Origin of the sequence: Dyella sp. RRB7, from assembly GCF_022761115.1 — a bacterium.
GTDB lineage: Bacteria > Pseudomonadota > Gammaproteobacteria > Xanthomonadales > Rhodanobacteraceae > Dyella.
This window is the reverse complement of sequence record NZ_JAKWJS010000003.1, coordinates 177,299-198,017: the sequence shown is the minus strand read 5'-3', so window position 1 is coordinate 198,017 and position 20,719 is coordinate 177,299. Positions and strand designations below refer to the sequence as shown.

General features: G+C 66.0%; 16 protein-coding genes. 7 read left to right on the top strand and 9 right to left on the bottom strand.

Going from position 1 to position 20,719, the window contains the following annotated elements; genetic code table 11:
* The first annotated feature begins 7 nt into the window (after positions 1-7).
* The 5 genes from MJ606_RS09965 (at position 8) to MJ606_RS09945 (ending at position 7,550) form a co-directional block, all read left to right on the top strand.
* Positions 8-1,663: a serine hydrolase gene (locus MJ606_RS09965; protein ID WP_243049369.1), complete on the top strand. Its 1,656-nt coding sequence runs from the start codon at positions 8-10 to the stop codon at positions 1,661-1,663.
* A 41-nt stretch (positions 1,664-1,704) separates the two neighbouring features.
* The gene (locus MJ606_RS09960; RefSeq protein ID WP_243049368.1) at positions 1,705-3,327 is read left to right on the top strand and encodes an alpha/beta hydrolase-fold protein; all 1,623 of its coding nucleotides are present in this window, start codon (positions 1,705-1,707) and stop codon (positions 3,325-3,327) included.
* 241 nt (positions 3,328-3,568) lie between these two features.
* Positions 3,569-3,931: an RcnB family protein gene (locus MJ606_RS09955; RefSeq protein ID WP_243049367.1), complete on the top strand. Its 363-nt coding sequence runs from the start codon at positions 3,569-3,571 to the stop codon at positions 3,929-3,931.
* Positions 3,932-4,235: 304 nt separating this feature from the next.
* Positions 4,236-4,733: a DUF3761 domain-containing protein gene (locus MJ606_RS09950; RefSeq protein WP_243049366.1), complete on the top strand. Its 498-nt coding sequence runs from the start codon at positions 4,236-4,238 to the stop codon at positions 4,731-4,733.
* A 198-nt stretch (positions 4,734-4,931) separates the two neighbouring features.
* Entirely contained in the window at positions 4,932-7,550 is a 2,619-nt protein-coding gene (locus tag MJ606_RS09945; protein WP_243049365.1) for a pitrilysin family protein, read from the top strand.
* 70 nt (positions 7,551-7,620) lie between these two features.
* Here the strand turns inward: MJ606_RS09945 and MJ606_RS09940 are convergent, their stop codons facing one another.
* The 3 genes from MJ606_RS09940 to MJ606_RS09930 all read right to left on the bottom strand — a co-directional run bounded on the left by MJ606_RS09940 (position 7,621) and on the right by MJ606_RS09930 (position 11,891).
* The gene (locus MJ606_RS09940; RefSeq protein ID WP_243049364.1) at positions 7,621-9,546 is read right to left on the bottom strand and encodes a CocE/NonD family hydrolase; all 1,926 of its coding nucleotides are present in this window, start codon (positions 9,544-9,546) and stop codon (positions 7,621-7,623) included.
* A 121-nt stretch (positions 9,547-9,667) separates the two neighbouring features.
* Positions 9,668-10,105: a VOC family protein gene (locus tag MJ606_RS09935; protein WP_243049363.1), complete on the bottom strand. Its 438-nt coding sequence runs from the start codon at positions 10,103-10,105 to the stop codon at positions 9,668-9,670.
* Between the two features lie 91 nt (positions 10,106-10,196).
* Positions 10,197-11,891, bottom strand: a complete 1,695-nt coding sequence (locus MJ606_RS09930) for a diguanylate cyclase (protein ID WP_343214809.1) — start codon at positions 11,889-11,891, stop codon at positions 10,197-10,199.
* A gap of 354 nt (positions 11,892-12,245) precedes the next feature.
* Between MJ606_RS09930 and MJ606_RS09925 the strand changes: the two genes are divergently transcribed.
* On the top strand, positions 12,246-12,803 hold the full coding sequence (locus MJ606_RS09925) for an NAD(P)H-dependent oxidoreductase (RefSeq protein ID WP_243049362.1): 558 nt from the start codon (positions 12,246-12,248) through the stop codon (positions 12,801-12,803).
* A 37-nt stretch (positions 12,804-12,840) separates the two neighbouring features.
* On the opposite strand, the gene ppk1 is transcribed toward MJ606_RS09925, so the two are convergent.
* Positions 12,841-15,042: a polyphosphate kinase 1 gene (gene ppk1, locus MJ606_RS09920; protein ID WP_243049361.1), complete on the bottom strand. Its 2,202-nt coding sequence runs from the start codon at positions 15,040-15,042 to the stop codon at positions 12,841-12,843.
* Between the two features lie 196 nt (positions 15,043-15,238).
* On the bottom strand, positions 15,239-16,021 hold the full coding sequence (locus MJ606_RS09915) for a helix-turn-helix transcriptional regulator (protein ID WP_243049360.1): 783 nt from the start codon (positions 16,019-16,021) through the stop codon (positions 15,239-15,241).
* Between the two features lie 134 nt (positions 16,022-16,155).
* Between MJ606_RS09915 and MJ606_RS09910 the strand changes: the two genes are divergently transcribed.
* Positions 16,156-17,400, top strand: coding sequence for an MFS transporter (locus MJ606_RS09910; protein WP_243049359.1), 1,245 nt, complete (start codon positions 16,156-16,158; stop codon positions 17,398-17,400).
* A gap of 36 nt (positions 17,401-17,436) precedes the next feature.
* Here the strand turns inward: MJ606_RS09910 and murB are convergent, their stop codons facing one another.
* The 4 genes from murB to MJ606_RS09890 all read right to left on the bottom strand — a co-directional run bounded on the left by murB (position 17,437) and on the right by MJ606_RS09890 (position 20,710).
* A complete protein-coding gene (gene murB / locus MJ606_RS09905) occupies positions 17,437-18,456 on the bottom strand; it encodes a UDP-N-acetylmuramate dehydrogenase (RefSeq protein ID WP_243049572.1) in 1,020 nt (339 codons plus the stop codon).
* A gap of 10 nt (positions 18,457-18,466) precedes the next feature.
* A complete protein-coding gene (locus MJ606_RS09900; protein ID WP_243049358.1) occupies positions 18,467-19,504 on the bottom strand; it encodes a quinone-dependent dihydroorotate dehydrogenase in 1,038 nt (345 codons plus the stop codon).
* Between the two features lie 2 nt (positions 19,505-19,506).
* Positions 19,507-20,274 (bottom strand): class I SAM-dependent methyltransferase, encoded by a 768-nt coding sequence (locus MJ606_RS09895; RefSeq protein ID WP_243049357.1) that lies wholly within the window; start codon positions 20,272-20,274, stop codon positions 19,507-19,509.
* Between the two features lie 133 nt (positions 20,275-20,407).
* Positions 20,408-20,710, bottom strand: coding sequence for a DUF4190 domain-containing protein (locus tag MJ606_RS09890; protein WP_243049356.1), 303 nt, complete (start codon positions 20,708-20,710; stop codon positions 20,408-20,410).
* Positions 20,711-20,719 lie beyond the last annotated feature (9 nt).

The following is a 20,719-nucleotide window of genomic DNA, read 5'->3' as shown; positions in this document are numbered from 1 at the left end:
CCGATCGATGTCCCAGCGAACCCTGTCCCCGCGCCTGGCGGGTTGTCTTGTACTGCTTGTTCTTGCGGCACCGGCGTGGGCGCAGACGTCGGCTTCCGTGCCGACGCCCGCAGCGGCGGCCAGCAGTGCACAGCCAGCGTTGCCGGCCCAGCTGCAGGATTTCGCCGCGTATGTGGACAGCGCCCGCAAGCAGTTCGACGTGCCCGGCATCGCCGTAGCCATCGTCAAGGACGGGCAGGTGGTGCTGGAGCAGGGCTACGGCGTGCGCGAACTGGGCAAGCCCGACGCGGTGGATGCGCACACGCTGTTTGCCATCGCCTCCAACACCAAGGCCTTTACCGCCGCCTCGCTGCAGATGCTGGCCGAGGAAGGCAAGCTCAACATGGACGATCGGGTGATCGACCATTTGCCGTGGTTCCAGATGTCCGACCCGTACGTGACGCGCGAGATGCGCATCCGTGACCTGCTGGCGCATCGCAGCGGCCTGGGCCTGGGCGCGGGCGACCTGCTGTACTGGCCGCCGACGTCGTATTCCACCAAGGAAGTGGTGCAGCGCTTGCGCAACGTGCCGCTCGCCACCAGTTTCCGCAGCGCCTACGCCTACGACAACATCCTGTTTGCCGTGGCCACGCTGGTGATCGAGCAGGTGTCCGGGCAGAGCTATGCGGACTTCATTCGCGAGCGCATCTTCAAGCCGGTGGGCATGGACGAGTCGCTGGTCGACATGACCGCGCTGAAGCCCGGCATGGACACGGCGATGGGGCACGCCAAGTTCAACTTCAGCGAACTCAAGCCGGTGCCACCGATGGCCTGGTCGAACAACTCCGGCGCCGGTGGCATCTATGCCAGCGTGCATGACATGGCCAGGTGGATGAACGTGCAACTGGCTGCCGGAAAACTGCCGAACGGCAAGCCGCTGTTCTCCGAGGACAGCCAGAAGCAGATGTGGTCCATGCTCACGCCGATGAAGATTGCCGAACCGCCGGTGCCGGAATTGAAGGAATCCAGGCCGAACTTTGCCGGCTATGGCGAGGGCTGGTTCCTGTCCGACTATCGCGGCCAGCGCCTGGTGTGGCACACCGGCGGTTGGCCGGGCATGGTGTCGCGCGTCACCCTGGTGCCCGAGCTGCATCTGGGCGTGGTGGTGCTGACCAACCAGGAATCGGGCGCGGCATTCAATGCCGTGACCTACCGCGTGCTCGATGCCTACCTGGGCAAGGACAAGAAGGACTGGGTGGCTGCCTATGCCGCCGCGGTGAAGAAATCCGAGGCCAACGCCGACGACAGCTGGAAGCAACATCAGGCCGTGCGCGACAAGAGCGGCAAGCCATCGTTGCCGCTGGCCGGCTATGCCGGCACCTTCCGCGATCCCTGGTACGGCGACATCGTGGTCAGCCAGCAGGGCGGCAAGCTGCGCTTGCGTTTCGCCAAGACGGCGCAGCTGGTAGGCACGATGGAACCGTGGCAGCACGACACCTTCATCGTGCGCTGGGATGATCGCGCGCTCAACGCCGATGCATTCGTCAGCTATGCGCTCGACGCGGATGGCAAGGTGCGCGAGGTGCGCATGCAGCCGGTGTCGCCGCTGACCGATTTCAGCTTCGACTTCCAGGATCTGCGGCTGTCGCCGGTGACCGGTGACCACGCCGCCAAGGCAGAGTAAGCCCGCGCCAAGCGGACTCGACCACACAAGGGGTAGCCATTATGCGGACGTATCGAATCACCCTGGCCGCATTGCTGGGTCTTGGACTGGCGCTGGGCACGGGCTGTACGTGCCGCGAGGCATCGTCGGCGGCCCATGGATTTCACGTGGATGTCGCCGAGCCTCATGGCCAGCCGGTATCCGGCCGCCTGCTGGTATTTGCGGTGGACGCCAAGACGGCCGAAGCTTCCGCGAAGGATGGCAAGGTCACCGAGGTGGATGCCAGTCCCCTGGCGCCCGACCAGGTCAGCATCGTGGGCGAGGAGGTGAGTCGCCTGGTGCCGGGGCAGGGCGTTGATATCGGCGCCGATGCCATGGCGTATCCGCATCCGCTCGCGCAACTTCCGCCCGGCGACTACTACGTGCAAGCGGTGCTCGATACGAATCACAGCTACAACTACACCGGCCGTGGCGCGGGCGATCTGCTCAGCGAAGTGGTGAAACTGCACCTGCCCGCGACCCGCACGCCCAGCTTGAAGCTCACCACGACGCTGCCGGCGCCAGACGCATGGGCATTGCCTTCGTCGACCCCGCCGGAGCTGCGCGATGCCTTGCCCGAGGCGCGTCGTCACACCGATGACCTGGATTTCGTCAGCCCGGCGTTGTCCGCGTTCTGGGGGCGCCCCATCCATATGCGTGGTTTCGTACTGCTGCCGCCGGGCTACGATCCCAAGGGCACGGCTCGCTATCCGGTGGTCTACTTCACGCATGGCTTCGGTGGTGGGCGGGATCACTTCGCCAAGGGCATTGCCAGCACCTGGCTGGCCATGAGCAAGGGCGAGATGCCGCCGATGATCTGGGTCTACCTGGACGAAGCCAGCCCCACCGGCACGCACGAGTTCGCCGATTCGGTGAACAACGGACCCTGGGGCCTGGCACTCACCGAGGAGTTGATTCCCCAGCTGGAGTCGACCTATCTGATGGATGGCAAGGCCAGCGGTCGCTTCCTCAACGGCCATTCGTCCGGCGGCTGGGCCACGCTGTGGCTGCAGACGCGCTATCCGAAAGTATTCGGCGGCACCTGGTCCACCTCGCCCGACCCGAGTGACTTTCACGACTTCACCGGCGTGGATTTGTATGCGCCGCATGCCAACGTCTATCGCAAGGCGGACGGTTCGCCGTACCCGCTGGTGCGCGACAAGGGCGCCGTGGTGGCCACGTTCCAGCAGTTTTCGCAGATGGAGCGGACGCTGGGCAGCTATGGCGGACAGATCGCCTCGTTCGAGTGGGTGTTCTCGCCGCGCGGCGAGGATGGCCGGCCGGTGCCGTTCTTCGATCGCGACACCGGCGATGTCGACGCCAATGTGGTGGCCTACTGGCGCGACCATTACGACATCGCCCACCTGCTGCAGGCGAACTGGCCGCAGCTGGCGCCTGACCTGGACGGCAAGATCCATCTCATCGTGGGCACCGCCGACACGTTCTACCTGGATGGCGCGGCGCATCGTTTGAAGGCGGTGCTCGACGGCCTGCATGCGCAGTCGGATATCCGCTTCCTGCCGGGCAAGACGCATTTCGATCTGTACGCGGTGGGCAGCGACCGCATGGCCTTGCTCAAGCAGATCGCCTGGGAGATGTATGCCGTGGCCCGGCCGCCGTCGACGTCGAAAGTCGCCGCACACTAGACCAGAGCATGGCGGATGATGCACGGCGCCCGCGTCATGCCTCATCCGCAACGGGCTCGCGTCATGCTGCAAAACCAAACGCCCGGTCAACGCAAAATATTGCGCGTCATTTGCGAGTGATCCTGCGACCGCGTTCACTCATCGCACAGGATGTCGCGACACATCATGATGCCGTCGAAAGTGTTTGCCTGCCCGCCGGGCAGGGTATTGCCAACGACGCTATCCCGATGGAGATTGTTTGATGAAGAAATCACTGTTCGCCCTGGCCCTTGGCGCCGCCCTGGTATCCACCGTGGCCACCGCCGCGCCGTTCCAGTACGAGGAGCACCATGATCAATACGATCAGGATCATGGCCGCCCCAATGACCGCGACCATCACGACTACGCGGTGGTGCACGATCGTGGCGCGCATGAAGGCTGGTATCGCAAGGGTGGTCGCGTCCCCGATGAATATCGCGATCACCGCTATGTGGTCGAGAACTGGCACGAGTACCGCCTGGCGCCGCCGCCGCGCGATTACCAGTGGGTGCGCAGCGACAACGGTGAATTCCTGTTGGTGGCCATCTCCACCGGCATCATCGCCGACATCATATTGAGTCACTGACGGCCAGGGAGCCGCACGGCCCGACGGGTCGATGCGGCTCCGTTCACCGGTGGTGCCTGCGCGGGACAAGGATGGTTCGCATGAAGTTGCGAAATGTCCTCACGGTACGTGAACGTGTCCCGATGCAGTGTGCCGAAGCGTCACGCGCTTGGTGCATAGTCAATGCCGCAAGCGTCACGGCGCTTGGGGAGCGTCACGCGACAGGTGGCCACGCCATCGATTCGCGATGATGCGAAGGGGATCACGTCCCGCACGCGGGGCGGTTTCCCATGGGACAGACGAGTTCGCGCTGGAGGGATCGAAGATGAAATCGTATGGTTTGATCGCAGTCTTGCTCGCAGGTCTTTTGGCCGGCCCGGCCGTATACGCCCAACAGGCCGCCGCGCCTGCGGGTTCGACCGGACAGTGCAAGGACGGTTCGTATACGAGCAATGCCACCAAGAAAGGTGCCTGCTCGGGCCACAAGGGTGTGAAGGAGTGGTACGCCGCCGCGACCACGGCAGCGCCTGCTGCAGCGGCCGCACCGGCTGCTGCCCCGGCAGCGGCGCCTGCCGCTACGCCGGCAGCCACCACGTCGAAGACCGCCGCTCCTGCGACGGGCAGCAAGTCGTCCTGGCAGCCGCCGGCCAATGCGGCCCCCGGTGGTGGTCCTGGCCTGGTGTGGGTCAACGACAGCAGCAAGGTCTACCACTGTCAGGGTGACAAGTGGTACGGCAAGACCAAGGCGGGTTCCTATATGAGCGAGGCCGATGCCAAGGCCAAGGGCTATCATGCCGATCACGGCAAGGCGTGTACGCAGTAACCACACGCTTCCACGTCCTGCTTCCGGAAGGGCCGACATGGGTCGGCCCTTTTTGCGTGCGGGGCTGCCGGGAACGCATTGCCGGCGGCCGCGGTCTTCACGATGGACGCGCGCATCGTCATCGAAATGGTTTTCGTCGTAGCGGAGGTTTCTGTGGGAACGCAGTGGAAGTATCTGGCCGCATCCATCGTATGCGCCATGGCGGTTGCAAGCGGCGCGAAGGCGGACGACGCCCAGGTGGCCCGCGTCACGCTCGACAATGGCCTGCGCGTGGTGGTGGTGCGTGATGCGCTGGCCCCGGTGGTGACCACCGAGGTCAACTATCTCGCCGGTTCGGACGAAGTGCCCGCCGCGTTTCCGGGCACCGCCCATGCGGTGGAGCACATGATGTTTCGCGGTGGTCCGGGCTTGTCGAAGGACCAGCTGGCGGCGATTGCGGCGAACATGGGCGGCGCCTTCAACGCGCAGACCATGCAGAGCGCCACGCAGTACTACTTCGTCACGCCGACGCAGGACCTGGACGTGGCCTTGCGCGTCGAAGCCCTGCGCATGCGCGGCATCGACGTCGCCGACGCGGAGTGGGACAAGGAGCGCGGCGCGATCGAGCAGGAAGTGTCGCGGGATCTTTCCAGCCCCGACTTCAAGTTCTACACCCAGATGCTGGGGCAGATGTTCGCCGGCACGCCCTATGCGCATTCGCCGCTGGGCACGCGCGAATCGTTCGACAAGACGTCGGCGGCGATGCTCAAGCAATTCCACGACACCTGGTACGCGCCCAACAACGCGATCATGGTGATCGTCGGCGACGTGGATCCGCAGGAGACGGTGGCGAAGGTCAAGGCGCAGTTCGGCGACTTGCCGCGCAAGGATCTCCCCGCACGCGCCAGCTTCAGCTTCACGCCGGTACAGGCCAGGACGGTGCGTCTGCCGACCGATAGTCCCTATGGTTCGGTGTATCTGGGCTACCGCCTGCCGGGCGCGCGCTCGAAGGATTACGCCACCTCGCTGGTGTTGTCCGGCGCACTGGGTTCGCAGCGCGCCGGCCTGTTCGGCATGGGCGTGGACGGCACGGCGCTGTTCGGTGGCTTCTTCCAGGACCCGTTGCCGGAGGCGGGCATCGGCATGGCGGTGGGGGTGTTCCCCGCCGGCGGCGATGCGCAGCCGGTGCTCAAGCGCATGCAGTCGATTCTCGCCGACGCGGCCAGCAAGGGCATCGATCCGGCCCTGGTGGACGCGGCCAAGCGCAAGGCCATCGCCGAACTGGAGTTCAAGAAGAACTCGGTGGAGGGCCTGGCCAACGCCTGGTCCGATGCGCTGGTGATGCATGGCCTGGCCTCGCCCGACGCGATGAAACAAGCGATCGAGGCGGTGACGCCGGCGCAGGTCAATGCGCTGGCCAAGGCCAGCTTCGACCCCGCGCATGCGATCACCGCCATCCTCACGCCGGAGAAGTCGGGCAAGCCGGCGGAGGGCAAGGGCTTCGGTGGCGCGGAGAGTCTCGCCGGCAGTCCGGACAAGCCAGTGGCGCTGCCGGCGTGGGCCGAGCAGGCGTTTGCCAAGCTCGACATGCCGCGTTCGATGCTGCATCCGGTGAGCTACACCTTGGCCAATGGCATGCGCTTGATCGTGCAGCCCGAATCGGTGAGCGACACGGTGGAGGTCATGGGCCGCGTGCAGACCAATGCCGACCTGCAAACCCCCAAGGGCCAGGATGGCGTGGGCGAAGTGCTGGAGGGCCTGTTCCAGTTCGGCAGCACCGAGCTCGATCGCATGCAGTTCCAGCAGGCGCTCGATGCCATCAGCGCGGATGAGACGGCCGGCGCGAATTTCTCCTTGCGCGTGCCCTCGGGCAATTTCGCGCAGGGCATGAAGCTGCTGGCCGACAACGAACTGCATCCGGCGTTGCCGCGGCAGGCGTTCGTGCTGGTGCAGCGCCAGCAGGCGGGCATCTGGAGCGGCACCATCCAGTCGCCGGATTTCCTCGACGAACTGGGCATGTACAAGGCGCTGCTGCCGGCGACCGATCCGCAGCTGCGCCACGCCACGCCGCAAAGCGTGATGAGCCTGACCTACGACAACGTGAAGGACTATTACGCCCGCACGTTCCGGCCGGACATGACCACGCTGGTCGTCGTCGGCAAGGTGGAGCCGGCCGAGGCCAAGCGTGTCGTCGAAGAAGCCTTTGGCGCATGGAAGGCGCAAGGCGCCAAGCCGGAGGTAGACTATCCGGCCGTGCCCGCCAACAAGGCTGCCCAGCTGCATACGCCCGACAGCAGCGCCGTGCAGGACAGCGTGCGCATGTCGCAGATGATCGATGTCACGCGCGACGACGATGCCCGCTTCGCCCTGAACCTGGGTAACGAAGTGCTGGGCGGCGGCTTCTATGCGTCAAGGCTGTACCGCGATCTGCGCGACACCTCGGGCCTGGTGTACACCGTCGACACGGATTTCGACCTGGAAAAGCACCGGGGTCGCTATACGGTGTCCTTCGGCGCCGACCCGGGCAAGGTCGAGGCGGCCCGCGCGGTGGTGCTGAAGGATCTCAAGCAGATGCAGGGCGAGCCGGTGGCCGACACCGACCTGCAGCGCGCCAAGGGCATCCTGCTGCGGCGCGTTCCGTTGAGCGAGGCGAGTTTCGACAGCATCGGCAATCAGCTGCTGACCTACGCCGAGCGGGGCCAGCCGCTGGACCAGGGCCTTGTCGCGGCCAAACACTATCTGGAGCTGACCGCGCCGCAAGTGCAGCAGGCTTATGCCAGCCACATCCGCCTGGATGGTTTCGTCACGGCGGTGAAGGGGCCGGCACCGAAGCCGTAGCACGCGATCGCTCAATGCTCCCGTCATTCCCGCTTTCGCGGGAATGACGGAGGGCGAGGGCAGGCGAGACTCAGCCGTTCGGCACCACCGGCAAGCTGATAAAGCTTGCGGTGCCCGGCGCATGCCACACGCGCTGCGTGGCCTTCTGGTAGTCCGCCGGTTTGGCGTCGAAGATGTTGGGCACGTAGGTCTGCGGGTTGCGGTCGTACAGCGGGAACAGGCTGGACTGCACCTGCACCATGATGCGGTGGCCGGGCTGGAACACATGGTTGGTGGTGGGCAGGCCGAAGCTGTACAGCAGCGGCTGGTCGGGCGTGATGGCCTGCGGATGCTCGAAGCTGGTGCGGTAGCGGCCACGGAAGATGTCCAGCGACACGGCCAGCTCGTAGCCGCCCATCGGCGGGTTGGACGGCACCGTGTCGGGGTAGACGTCGATCAGCTTCACCACCCAGTCGCTGTCGCTGCCGCTGGTGGAGGCGTACAGATTCACCTGCGGCGCGCCACCGATGTGCACGGGCGCGGTCAGCGATTCGCTGACATAGGTGAGGACGTCTGGACGTCCATCCACGAAACGCTGGTCGTTGACCAGCCAGCGGGTCCAGGCGTCATGGTCGGCGAAATGCACCGGCCGCGGCTGGTAAGGCACCGGCTTGGCCGGGTCGGAGACGTATTCGTCGTACTTGGCCGCGCTGGTGCCCGGCGCGTTGAACGACAGCTTGCCGGCGGCGGCGAGATACAACGCCCTGGGCTTGTTGGCGCAGCCCTGGTCGCAGCTCAGCGGCCACGACTTGTAGCGATCCCAGTGGTTCTCGCCGGTGTTGTAGATCAACACCGGCGGCGTGTTGGCCTTGGGCGCGCCGTCCACCAGGTACTGGTCGAAGAACGGCTTGAGCACGTCGCGGCGGAACTGCAGCGCGGTGTCGCCGTCCCACTGCAGCGGCCCCAGCGCGGAGCCGTCGTAGTTCACCTGGCTGTGCCGCCATGGGCCCATCACCAGGAAATTCTTGTCGTTGCCCTTGTCCTTGGGTTCGGTGGCTTCGTAGCTGTGGATGGCGCCCCACATGTCTTCCTGGTCCCACAGGCCTTGCAGCCACATGGTCGGCACGCTCAGCGGCTGCCCGGCCATGATCTTGTCCAGCGCCTGGTTCTGCCAGAACGCGTCATAGGCCGGGTGCTCGTCGAGCTTGCGCCAGAACGGCAACTGCTCGAAGCCATGGGCGCGCGCGTAGTCGCCGGCCGAGCCGGCATTGAGGAAGTTGCTGTAGTCGTCATAGCCCACGCGCGGCACGCTGTTGCCTTTGCCCCTCTGCGCGGTCTGACCGTAGATGTAGTCGAAGTTGGTCTGGCGGAAGGCGCCGTAATGGAACCAGTCATCGCCCATCCAGCCATCGACCATCGGGCTTTCCGGCGCGGCCACCTTGAGTGCCGGGTGCGGATGGATCAGCGCCATCACCACGGTGAAGCCTTCATAGGAGGAACCGAGCATGCCGACCTTGCCGTTGGACTCGGGCAGGTTCTTCACCAGCCAGTCGATGGTGTCGTAGGCATCGGTGGAGTGGTCCACCTCGCTGGCATTGAGCGGGCCGCGCAGCGGGCGCGTCATCACATAGTCGCCCTCGGAGCCGTACTTGCCGCGGATATCCTGGAACACACGGATGTAGCCGCTATGCACGAACACCTCGTCGCCCTGGGGCAGGGTCGCGTCCATCTGCGGTGATTCGTAGCGCGCGGCGCGGCCACTGGCATCGTAGGGCGTGCGGGTGAGCAGGATCGGCGCATGGCTGGCGCCCTTGGGGATCACGATCACCGTATGCAGCTTCACGCCGTCGCGCATGGGGATCATCACTTCGCGCTTGACGTAGTCATAGCCCGCGGTCGACGGCGCGAACGCGGTCTGCGGCACGTCGGGCGTCAGTGGCGCGGTCTGCGCCTGGGCGAAGCTGGCGGTGAATGCCACCAGCGTGGCGGCGGCGAGCAGGGTACGGCGGATGCGCATGAATCCTCCAAGCGGACGGGCCGCCTGCGCGGGCCGGTCCGGGCTGATGGGTGAAGCGGGTGATGGGAGCGTCGCCTGACTTTAAGCGAGTGGCCCGCCGGCTCCCAGCGTGACTTCCAGCCTATGCGCCAGCGACCTCGGCCCATGGATCGTAGCTGCCGAACGACCACAGATGGCCTTCCACATCGCGACAGCTGTATCCGGCGCCGCCGTAGTCCTTCTCGGCATACTCGTCGACGATCACCGCGCCGGCTGCCTTGGCCTGCTCGTAGTGCGCCTTGCAGTCCTTCACGACGACGTAGGCGCATTGGGTCTCGCGGCCGCCCACCTGGTCCGGCTGCACCATGCGTCGTCCGAACGCGTCGTCGCGTGCCGAGCCCAGCATCAGCAGGCCGCTGCCATAGGCCAGCTGCGCGTGCGCCACGCCGCCCTGGTCATCGTCGTAGACGGCCTGCCGGGTGAAGCCGAACGCCTTGCACAGCCATTCGATGGCCGCGTGGGCGTCGCGGTAGCGCAGGCAGGGAATGATGGTGCTGCCGGAAACGGTAGGGGTCGTCATGAGGCTTGCTCCCATGCGTTGGAGCGCCCAGCGTAACCCGGCGGTTGGCATGGGCTTGTCGATTTTTCGCCCGTGCCTGGCGCGCAGGGACTCAGGCGCGGCGATCGCTTTCGACGGCCCTTGGCCAGGGGCGACGCACGGGGGTCTCCAGCGCCTCGTCCAGGCGCGCGCGGTTGCGGCCGGCCAGCTTGGCCCGGTACATGGCGTGGTCGGAGCGCTCGACCAGCGATTCCACCGTGTCCTCGGGCATGCGCATGGCGATGCCGATGCTCACGCTGAGTATCAGGCCCTTGTCGTTGACCGGAATCTCCAGGCGATACACCCGACGGCACAGGCGCGTGGCCACCTGCATGGCCTGGGCTTGCTCGATGCCATAGAGCATGGCGACGAACTCCTCGCCACCGTAGCGACCCAGCAGGTCGTGGGGACGCAACTCATGGCGCAATGCCTCCGCCACCGCCACCAGGGCGCGATCGCCAGCGGCGTGGCCCTGGCGGTCGTTGAGCAGCTTGAAGTGATCCAGGTCGAGAAACAGCAGCGCCACCGGCTGCGCGCTGCCGCTCGCCAGCACCTTGCTGACGCTTTCGCTCCAGGCCCGGCGATTGAGCACGTTGGTCAGTGCGTCGTTGTCGGCCAGCTCCTGCACCAGGTCGCGATCGTGGCGCATGAGCAGGGCGCGATCGGCCAGGCCCAGCGACAGCACGATCGCTTCGAAGGCCCCGGCGCCAAGGCAGGCGTCGCTGAGCCAGATGACGTCGGCCAGCATGCCGTTGGTCTGGCTGCTGGACAAGGCGGTGAGCACCAGCAGCGGCGTCCAGCCCACCAGGAAAAACCAGGCCGGCCGCGCACCGCGTACCGCCGCTGTCACCGCCGCCAGCAACAGCAGCAGGGTGCCGATCAGCAGCAGCGGGCCGATCAGCACCTGGGCAGTCTGTTGCAACAGGGGAATCTGGCAGCTGCGCAGCAACACCACCAGCGGCATGCCCACGGCCAGCGTAAGCGTGGGGGTATGCAGCAGCGGAGCATAGCGCGGCAGCTCGCAGAAGCGCGCCAGGAACATCGCGGCGAAGGCCAGCGACAGCGCCATGGCCGACGAGCTGACCAGCGCGGCCGTGCCGGCCAGCCAAGTCAGCCCGAGCGGGTGGAACAGGTAGCCGGTCTGGATGCCCTGGATCAGCGCATAGCAGAGCACGTAGCCGGCGTACCAGGCGAAGGTGCCGTCGCGCAGCATCATCGCCATGCACAGCGCCATCAATGACATCGCCAGCATGATCGCGAAGCAGGCGCTGGCAAACACCAGCCAGCGTGCATCCGCCTGCAGGTACTCGCTCCATGACTGCAGCTGGAAGCTCACCGGCGAGGCGTGCACCGCTGCCGGCTCGAACCTGAGCAGGATGGGGGCCGAGGCCGGGGTGGTCTCGCTGATGCGGTACGCCAGCCGCCCGTTGCCGTGGGCGGTGGCGCCGAAATCGTCCAGCGATTGGGTGAGCGCGGTGCCGTCCGGGGCCAGCATGGTCACCGCGGCCAGGGGCGGCGGGTAGATGGACAGCACGCGCTCCTCGCCGGTCAGCGGCGGTTGCGGCAGCAGTACCACCCAGGTGCCCTGGCCTTGCCGCGAAAAGCGCTGCAGCAGATACGGATCGAAGCCCGCCAGCTCGCCCCGCCGGAATGCCTCCAGCACGCCCTGGGGCGTGTCGCCGGGTCGTACCTCGCGCGAGGCGCCGGTCATGGCCGTGCCGGCATGCGCCAACGGCACGAGCACAGCCAGGGCGAGGATGCAGAGCACCCGCCATCGGCCACGCCTCGCTGTCGATGCGATCCGCCCACCCATTCGCCGTGCCCCTGTTTCGACGCACTCCCGCTGCATGGGCAGGTGCGTATTTCCCTGGTCGTTCCGGTCATCCCTGGCGCATCAGAAGCGCCGGGGATGCGTCATCCATGCGTACCGGGTATCCATGATGCCGGACGGGCAGCCGCGCTTCTTTACGTCAAAAGGCATAGAAGGCTACACGACAGGTTGCCCCCAGCCGTCCTGTGGCCGGGGCTGGCGATCACGAGGGTTTAACCGCCTGCGCTGTCATGCTTGCACTCCACTGCTTTGAGATCCCCCTCCCACTCCCCACCGCAGGAGCGCACAGGCATGAGCAAGATCCGCGTCGCCGTATTCGTAGGCAGCCTTCGGAAGGACTCGTTGAACCGGCACCTGGCACGGGCGGTCGAGCGGCTGGCGCCGGCCGACTTCAGCTTCGATCACGTGCGCATCGACAACCTGCCGCTCTACAACCAGGACTTCGATGCCGCCTATCCGGCCGAGTGCCAGCGGCTCAAGCAGCAAGTGGAGGCCGCCGATGCGCTGCTCTTCGTCACCCCCGAATACAACCGCTCGATTCCCGGGGTGCTGAAGAACGCCATCGACATCGGCTCGCGCCCCTGGGGCACCAACTCGTTTGCCGGCAAGCCGGGCGCGCTGATCGGTGTCTCCATAGGCGCCACCGGCACCGCGCTGGCCCAGCAGCATCTGCGCAACGTGCTGGCCTACCTGGACGTGCCCACGCTGGATCAGCCGGAAGTGTTCATCCAGAACAAGGAAGGCCTGTTCGACGCCGAGGGCCATATCGGCAACGAAGGGACGCAGAAATTCCTGCAGGGCTTTGTGGACCGGTACGTGGCGTGGGTGAAGCGGTTCGTAAAGGCCTGATGCCCGTTATCCGGCGCGGGCGGGATCGACGCGCCGGTTACGCGTCAGTCGTCAATCCCGTGCCGCACAGCTTCTCCAGCAATTGCGCTTGCACATTGCGCACGCTCTGGTTCGATCCGGGCTGCGTGCGCACATAGCGTCCATTGGGTTGCAGCAGCCATGCGCTGGAGTTGTCGCTGAGGTACAGGTCCAGCTCCTTCTTCAGGCGCGCCTGCAGCTTCTTGCCCTCGATCGGGAAGCCGGTTTCCACGCGGCGGTCCAGGTTGCGTTCCATCAGGTCGGCGCTGGCGAGATAGAACTTCTCCTCGCCGTTGTTGGCGAACCAGTACACGCGGCTGTGTTCCAGGAAGCGCCCGACGATCGAGCGCACGCGGATATTGTGCGACACGCCCGGCACACCCGGGCGCAGGCAGCACATGCCGCGCACGATCAGGTCCACCTTCACGCCGGCGATGCTGGCCTTGTACAGCGCCTTGATCATCTTGGCGTCGGTGACCGCGTTGACCTTGATGATGATCTGCGCCGGGCGGCCGGCCACCGCGTGCGCCGTCTCGCGGGCGATCAGTTCCAGCAGCGTCTTCTTCAGCGTGAAGGGCGCATGCAGCAGCTTCTTCATCTGCAGCAGCTTGCCCATGCCGGTGAGCTGGCTGAACAGCTTGTGCACGTCTTCGCACAACGCCTGGTCGGAGGTGAGCAGGCTGTAGTCGGTGTACAGGCGCGCGTTGCCGGTGTGATAGTTGCCGGTGCCCAGGTGCGCATAGCGCACCAGTTCCTCGCCTTCGCGGCGCTGGATCAGCATGAGCTTGGCGTGCGTCTTCACGCCCACCACGCCGTAGATCACCATGGCGCCGGCCTGCTGCAGGCGCGAGGCGAGGGTGAGGTTGGATTCCTCGTCGAAGCGTGCGCGCAGCTCGATCACCACGGTCACTTCCTTGCCCGCGCGCGCGGCGTCCACCAGCGCATCGACGATCTCGGAGTTGGCGCCGCTGCGATACAGCGTCTGCTTGATCGCCAGCACGCTGGGGTCCTTGGCGGCCTGGTGCAGCAGGTCGACCACCGGCGCGAACGACTCGTAGGGGTGCAGCAGCAGCACGTCCTGCCGGCCGATCACCTGGAACAGGTCCTCGGCCTTCTTCAGCGCCTTGGGGATCGACGGCGTGAACGGCGGATATTCCAGTTCCGGGCGATGCGTCTTGCTGGCCAGGCCGAACAAGCGTGCCAGGTTCACCGGGCCGTTCACCTCGTACATCTCGGCGGCGGCCAGGCCGAACTGGCGCAGCAGGTAGCCGGTGAGCTCGGGCGGGCAGTTGTCGGCCACTTCCAGGCGCACCGCATCGCCGAAGCGACGCGAATACAGCTCGCCGCGCAAGGCGCGCGCGAGATCCTCGACGTCTTCCGGATCGATGGTGAGGTCCGCGTTGCGGGTCAGGCGGAACTGGTAGCAACCGCGCACCGACATGCCGGGGAACAGTTCTTCCGCATGGGCGTGGATGATCGAGGAGAGCAGCACGAAGTTTTCGCCGCCCTCGCTGACATCGTCGGGCAGCCGGATCAGGCGCGGCAGCACGCGCGGCGCCGGCACGATGGCCAGGCCCGAATCGCGGCCGAACGCATCGGTGCCTTCCAACTGCACGATGAAGTTGAGGCTCTTGTTGACCAGCAACGGAAACGGGTGGGTCGGATCCAGGCCGATCGGCGTCACCAGCGGCGCGACCTCATGGCGGAAATAGCGGCGCACCCACAGCTTCTGCTTATTCGACCACTCGTTGCGGCGCACGATGCGGATGCCGTGCCGTGCCAGCTCAGGCAGGATGCGGTCGTTGAGTATCGTGTACTGCCGCTCGATCTGCTTGTGCGTGATCTCGCTGATCTCGGCCAGCGCACGACGCGGCGCCAGGCCATCGGGACCGACGATTTCATGATCGAACGCAATCTGGCTCTTGAGACCCGCCACGCGGATCTCGAAGAACTCGTCCATGTTGCTGGAGAAGATCAGCAGGAACTTGAGACGTTCGAGGATCGGCTTGCGCTCATCCAGTGCCTGTTCCAGCACGCGGATATTGAACTGCAGCTGTGACAGTTCGCGATTGATGTACAGGCTGGGGTCGTTGAGGTCCGGTGCCGCTGCCGGCGTGGGCGCGGCAACTTTTTCAGCCTTTCCGGCGGCGGGCGCCACGGGTGCGATTCCGGTGGCTTCGGCGTCGGGCAGGGCGCTGGGACGAACGACATCAGTACTCATCGGTTCACCGTTCGATGGGCGGGCGCGAGGGAACCGCGCTGATCCGCGAAATAGCATAGTAGTACGGCGCCGATGAAGACCGGGCCATGGCAGCGCAGCACGACTCGCGCTGTTACCTGCCGGACATAGTGCGCAACAAGCCTGTCATTCCCATGACAACGCCCAACGATGCGTCATCGGCCGCTGATGCGCGCGTTCATGCTGTCGGCGTGGCGAGATAACGGCTGGGCGCGGCACCCAGCACGCGGCGGAAGGCGGCGGTGAATGCGCTGGGACTGCCGTAGCCCAGCTCCACCGCCACCTGGGTGATCGGCTCGCCGTTGCCCAGGCGGGTCAGCGCGGCCAGCAGACACGCCTGCTGGCGCCACGCGGTGAAGCTCATGCCGGTTTCATCGCGGAACGTGCGCGTGAAGTGGCGGCGGCTCATGCCGGCATGCCGCGCCATGTCGTCGATCTTCACTTCCTGCGATGGCCGGTCGAGCAGTTCCCGGCACAGGCTGGCCAGGCGCTTTTCGTGCGGCAGCGGCGCGCTGAGCGGCAGCGTCGGCATGCGGCGGATTTCTTCCAGCAACAGCGTCATGACGCGCCCGTCGCGGCCGTCCAGGTCGTACTCGGCGGGCAAATCCACCGCTTCCTGCAGCAGTTCGTGCAGCAGTGGCGAGACGGCGATCACTTGGCAGCGCCCGGGCAGGCCGGCGGCCAGCGCGGCGTCGGGGGTCACATAGACGCTGCGCGTGGCGACCGGGCCGCCCATGTGCACCTCGTGCGCGATGCCCGCCGGAATCCACAGCGCGCGACGCGGCGGCACCACCCAGCTGCCCTCGCTGGTGATGGTGGTCAGCACGCCGGTGGAGGCGTAGAGCAATTGGCCACGCCGATGCGAGTGGGTGGCCAGCACGTAGTGGGGTGGGTAATCGTTGCCGGTCGCGATGACGTCGCGTGGAGTGTTTTCGAAAGCGTCGGCACGGGCGTTACGCATGGGTTGGCCCAAATTCAATAGAAATTGACCCGCTGACGTGTGCGGGCCGGCCAACCTCACTTTAAGGTGGCCGCCTTGGCGAAGCAACCGCGACGCTCTGCCGCATCCCCCAGTCACTGAGCCCCCACGTCCCCATGCAAACCCGCGTTGAAGACCTGCCGCTGTCGTCGGCTCCCGCTGCCCGCGCCGAGTCCGGTACCGAATTTCGCATCCTGGGTGCCATCAGCTTTTCGCACCTGCTCAACGACATGATCCAGTCGCTGATCCTGGCGATCTATCCGGTGCTCAAGAGCGATTTTTCGCTGAGTTTCGGCCAGATCGGCCTGATCACGCTGACCTACCAGCTCACCGCCTCGCTGCTGCAGCCGGCGGTCGGCATGATCACCGACAAGAAGCCGATGCCGTATTCCCTGCCGGTGGGCATGGGCTTCTCGCTATGCGGCCTGCTGTTGCTGGCGGTGGCGCCGAACTTCCCCGTGCTGCTGGCGGCGGCCGCCCTGGTGGGCACCGGTTCGTCGGTGTTCCATCCCGAGTCGTCGCGCGTGGCGCGCATGGCATCCGGCGGGCGGCACGGCCTGGCCCAGTCACTGTTCCAGGTGGGCGGCAATGCGGGCGCCTCGCTGGGGCCGTTGCTGGCGGCGTGGATCATCGTGCCGCATGGGCGCGGCAGCGTGGCGTGGTTCTCGCTGGCCGCGTTGCTGGCCATCGTGGTGCTGCTGCAGGTGAGTCGCTGGTACGGCACTCACCACGCGGTGCGCGGCAAAGCGAAGGCGCGGCATGCCTCGGCAGTGGTGCTGACCCGCGCCAAGGTGGCCTGGTCGCTGCTGATCCTCGGCCTGCTGATCTTCTCCAAGTACTTCTACCTGGCGAGCCTCAGCAGCTATTTCACCTTCTACCTGATCCACAAGTTCGGCGTGTCGGTGCAGAACGCACAGGCCCATCTGTTCGTGTTCCTGTTCGCGGTAGCGGCCGGTTCGCTGTTCGGCGGCCCCATCGGCGACCGCGTCGGCAGGAAGTGGGTGATCTGGGCGTCGATCCTCGGCGTGGCGCCGTTCACGCTGCTGCTGCCGCATGCCAGCCTGTTCTGGACCGGCGTGCTTACGGTGATCATCGGCCTGATCCTGTCCTCCGCGTTCTCGGCCATCCTGGTCTACGCGCAGGAGCTGATTCCCGGCCGCGTGGGCATGATCTCGGGCCTGTTCTTCGGCTTCGCCTTCGGCATGGGCGGCATCGGCGCCGCCGTGCTGGGGCACATCGCCGATGCGCGTGGCATCGAGTACGTCTACGGGTTGTGCGCGTACCTGCCGCTGATCGGCGTGATCACGGTGTTCCTGCCATCGCTGGATGGCCCGCGCGTGGCCGCACGGGCGAAGGCCTGAAGCCGCGGGGCGGCGCGAGCCGAAGCGCGCCGCCGGTTAGACCACGATCGGTTCGGGCTCCAGCCGCACGCCGAACCTTGCCTGCACGCCTTCGATCACGCGCTGGGCGAACGCCCACAGCTCGGCGCCGGTGGCGCGGCCATGATTGACCAGCACCAGCGCATGCCGGTTGGAAATGCCGGCGTCGCCATCGCGCTGGCCCTTGAAGCCGCTGGTTTCGATCAGCCACGCGGCTGACAGTTTCCAGCGACCATCGTTGCCAACCCAGGCGACCAGCTCTGGATGTTCGCGCTTGAGCGCCTCACCGATGCTGGCGTCGACAATGGGATTCTTGAAGAAACTGCCGGCATTGCCGATCACGGCAGGGTCGGGCAGCTTGCGCGTGCGCAGGTGCACCACCGCTTCGGCCACATGGAACGGCGCCGGCTTGGCCACGCCCATGCGGGCGAGTTCTTCGCGGATGCCGGCGTAGTCCAGCCGCAGCTCGCGCGTGCGGGGCAGGGCAAAGCGCACGGCGGTGACGATGTAGCGGCCCGGCTGCTGCTTGAACAGCGAGTCGCGGTAGGCGAACGCGCAGGCCGTGCGGTCGAGTGTCGCCACGCGGCGCTCCTGCGTATCCCATGCTTCCACGCTTTCGATGAATTCGGCCACTTCGGTGCCGTAGGCGCCGATGTTCTGGATGGGGGCGGCGCCGACGGTGCCGGGAATCAGGATCAGGTTTTCCAGCCCGGCGAAACCCTGGCCCAGCGTCCAGCGCACGAAGTCGTCCCAGCGCTCGCCCGCGGCCACCGCGATGCGCGCGACGTCGCCATCGTGTTCTACCTGGACGCCGCTGGTGGCCATCGCCAGCACGGTACCGTCGACGTCACCGGTGAACAGCATGTTGCTGCCTTCGCCCAGCACCAGCAGGCGACCGTTGCGCACGGCGGGAAAGTCCAGCAGTTCGGGCAGCTTGGAGGCATCGCGCACTTCGGCCAGCAGCCTGGCCCGCGCATCCACGCGCAGCGTATTGCGGTTTGCCAGCGAAGCGTTCTCGATCAGCGTATAGCCACCCATGTCAATGCGCTCAACCACCCTGGGTGTCCTCTCGCTGGCGACGGATTTCTTCCACGCATTCGGCGATCAGCGCCGGGCCGCGATAGACCATGCCCGAATACAGTTGCACCAGCGCGGCGCCGGCATCGATCTTCTCCGCTGCGTCGTTGCCATCCAGGATGCCACCCACGCCGATGATGCCGATGCGGTCGCCCACGCGCCTGCGCATGCCGCGCAACACCGCGGTGGAGCGTGCGAACAGCGGCTTGCCGGAAAGTCCGCCCATCTCATGGCCGTGCGGATCGCTGGCCACGGACGAATGATCGATGGTGGTATTGGTGCAGATCACGCCGTCCACGCCAGCGGCAAGCAACACCTCGGCAATGGCGTCGAGTTCGGTCTCGCTCAGGTCGGGGGCGATCTTCAGCAGCATCGGCTTGCGCGCGCCCGCCTGTGAACCGAGACGCTCCTGCGCCTCGCGCAGCGTTTCGATGAAACGGCGCAGCGTGGCTTCCTCCTGCAGGTCGCGCAGGCCCTGGGTGTTGGGCGAGGAGATGTTGACCGTGACGTAGCTGGCGAGCGCATACACGCGCTGCAGGCAGAACAGGTAGTCGTCCACCGCCTGGTCGTTGGGGGTGTCCTTGTTCTTGCCGATATTGATGCCCAGCACGCCGCGATAACTCGACTGCCGCACGTTGCGCACCAGCGCATCGACGCCGTCGTTGTTGAAGCCCAGCCGGTTGATCACCGCCTCGTGGCGGGGCAGGCGGAACATGCGCGGCTTGTCGTTGCCGGGCTGCGGACGCGGCGTGGTGGTACCCACTTCGACAAAGCCGAAACCCAGCGCGCCCAGCGCGTCGAGATGGTCGGCATTCTTGTCCAGGCCCGCCGCCAGCCCCACCGGGTTGGGGAAGCGGATGCCAAACGCGGTGGTCGGTAGCTCGGCCGGCGGCTTGGCGATCAGGTGGATGAAGTTGCTGCGCTGGGCCACATCGAGCCCGTACAACGTCAGGCGATGGGCGTTTTCCGCATCGAGCGCAAACAACAAGGGGCGGATCAGGTCATACATGGTCAGGGCACCTTGCCCACATAAACGACAGTGTCATAGTCAAAGCCGATGCGGCCGTCGACGGCGCAGCGGTCGAACAGCTCGCGCAGGGCCTGCATCATCGGCTCATGGGAAGGATGGCCGGCGCGCGGCGCATACGACGAAGACATCAGGCGGCCACTCAAGGCCTCGAAATCCAGCTTCTGGCCGTGATCGAAACGACCCATGCCGAGATAACCTTCGCCGAACCATGCGCGCATCTGGGGTTCATCGCCGTAACGCTCGGCGACGCTGGTGTAATCCGTGCCGTAGGTCTTCAGCAACGCTTCGTAGCCTTCAAGAAACGGCGTGCCCACCAGCCGGCGCGAATTCCAGATGATGGCGACCAGGCCATTCGGCCGCAGGATGCGCTGGAACTCGCGCCGCGCCGCGTTCTGGTCGAACCAGTGGAAAGCCTGCGCCACGATGACCAGGTCGACGCTGGCGTCATCCAGGCCGGTGGCGGTGGCGCGGCCGTCGACGATGCGGAAGCGCTCGTGGTCGCCCAGCCATTGCTCGGCGGCGGCACGCATGGGTGCATTGGGTTCCACCGCGATTACGTGGTAGCCGCCATCGAGGAACAGCTTGCTGGAAATGCCGGTGCCCGCGCCGATGTCGGCCACCCATTCGTGCGGGTTCACGCCATGCTCGTCCTGCAACCACGCCAGCATGGCCTGGGGGTAGTCCGGGCGATAACGCACGTAATCGGCGACGCGATCACTGAAGCGCTCGGTAGGCTTGAGATCGCTCATGCGTTCACCTCGTCAGGATCTGGCCACTATCCACCCGCAGCGTCTGGCCAGTAGCGGCGACGATGCGACAGCTGCGGAAATCGAAAGGCGAAGAACACTCGGCCGTCCCATTCCGCGTCGTATTCATGAGTGCTTACCAGTGCAGGAAGTGGGAGGCGATGCCGAATCCGAGCAACAGGGCGCCGAACACGAACAGCATCGCCAAGGCGATAAAGGCCAGCTGCAGATAGCCAAGCAACAGGCCGGCCACGGCCATGCCATCGCCATCCATCGAACCTGCCGGCGCGCGGCGGATTTCAGCGCGCGCCAGGTGGCCGCACACGATGGCTACCACGGCACCCAGCATAGGCAGGGCGCACCATGCCGTGATGCCGAATACCAGGCTTGCGATGGAGAGCGTATTGGTGCTTCGGTAAACGGAAGGCTGGTAGCTCATGGCGTTGCA

What these genes read in the sequence shown, in the direction of transcription:
- MJ606_RS09945 (WP_243049365.1), top strand. Translation starts at nt 4,932, where the DNA reads ATGGCGGTTGCAAGCGGCGCGAAGGCGGACGACGCCCAGGTGGCCCGC.
- MJ606_RS09935 (WP_243049363.1), bottom strand. Translation starts at nt 10,105, where the DNA reads ATGACGACCCCTACCGTTTCCGGCAGCACCATCATTCCCTGCCTGCGC.
- ppk1 (WP_243049361.1), bottom strand. Translation starts at nt 15,042, where the DNA reads ATGAGTACTGATGTCGTTCGTCCCAGCGCCCTGCCCGACGCCGAAGCC.
- MJ606_RS09895 (WP_243049357.1), bottom strand. Translation starts at nt 20,274, where the DNA reads ATGAGCGATCTCAAGCCTACCGAGCGCTTCAGTGATCGCGTCGCCGAT.
- MJ606_RS09910 (WP_243049359.1), top strand. Translation starts at nt 16,156, where the DNA reads ATGCAAACCCGCGTTGAAGACCTGCCGCTGTCGTCGGCTCCCGCTGCC.
- MJ606_RS09965 (WP_243049369.1), top strand. Translation starts at nt 8, where the DNA reads ATGTCCCAGCGAACCCTGTCCCCGCGCCTGGCGGGTTGTCTTGTACTG.
- MJ606_RS09960 (WP_243049368.1), top strand. Translation starts at nt 1,705, where the DNA reads ATGCGGACGTATCGAATCACCCTGGCCGCATTGCTGGGTCTTGGACTG.
- MJ606_RS09940 (WP_243049364.1), bottom strand. Translation starts at nt 9,546, where the DNA reads ATGCGCATCCGCCGTACCCTGCTCGCCGCCGCCACGCTGGTGGCATTC.
- MJ606_RS09955 (WP_243049367.1), top strand. Translation starts at nt 3,569, where the DNA reads ATGAAGAAATCACTGTTCGCCCTGGCCCTTGGCGCCGCCCTGGTATCC.
- murB (WP_243049572.1), bottom strand. Translation starts at nt 18,456, where the DNA reads ATGGGTGGCTATACGCTGATCGAGAACGCTTCGCTGGCAAACCGCAAT.
- MJ606_RS09915 (WP_243049360.1), bottom strand. Translation starts at nt 16,021, where the DNA reads ATGCGTAACGCCCGTGCCGACGCTTTCGAAAACACTCCACGCGACGTC.
- MJ606_RS09900 (WP_243049358.1), bottom strand. Translation starts at nt 19,504, where the DNA reads ATGTATGACCTGATCCGCCCCTTGTTGTTTGCGCTCGATGCGGAAAAC.
- MJ606_RS09890 (WP_243049356.1), bottom strand. Translation starts at nt 20,710, where the DNA reads ATGAGCTACCAGCCTTCCGTTTACCGAAGCACCAATACGCTCTCCATC.
- MJ606_RS09950 (WP_243049366.1), top strand. Translation starts at nt 4,236, where the DNA reads ATGAAATCGTATGGTTTGATCGCAGTCTTGCTCGCAGGTCTTTTGGCC.
- MJ606_RS09925 (WP_243049362.1), top strand. Translation starts at nt 12,246, where the DNA reads ATGAGCAAGATCCGCGTCGCCGTATTCGTAGGCAGCCTTCGGAAGGAC.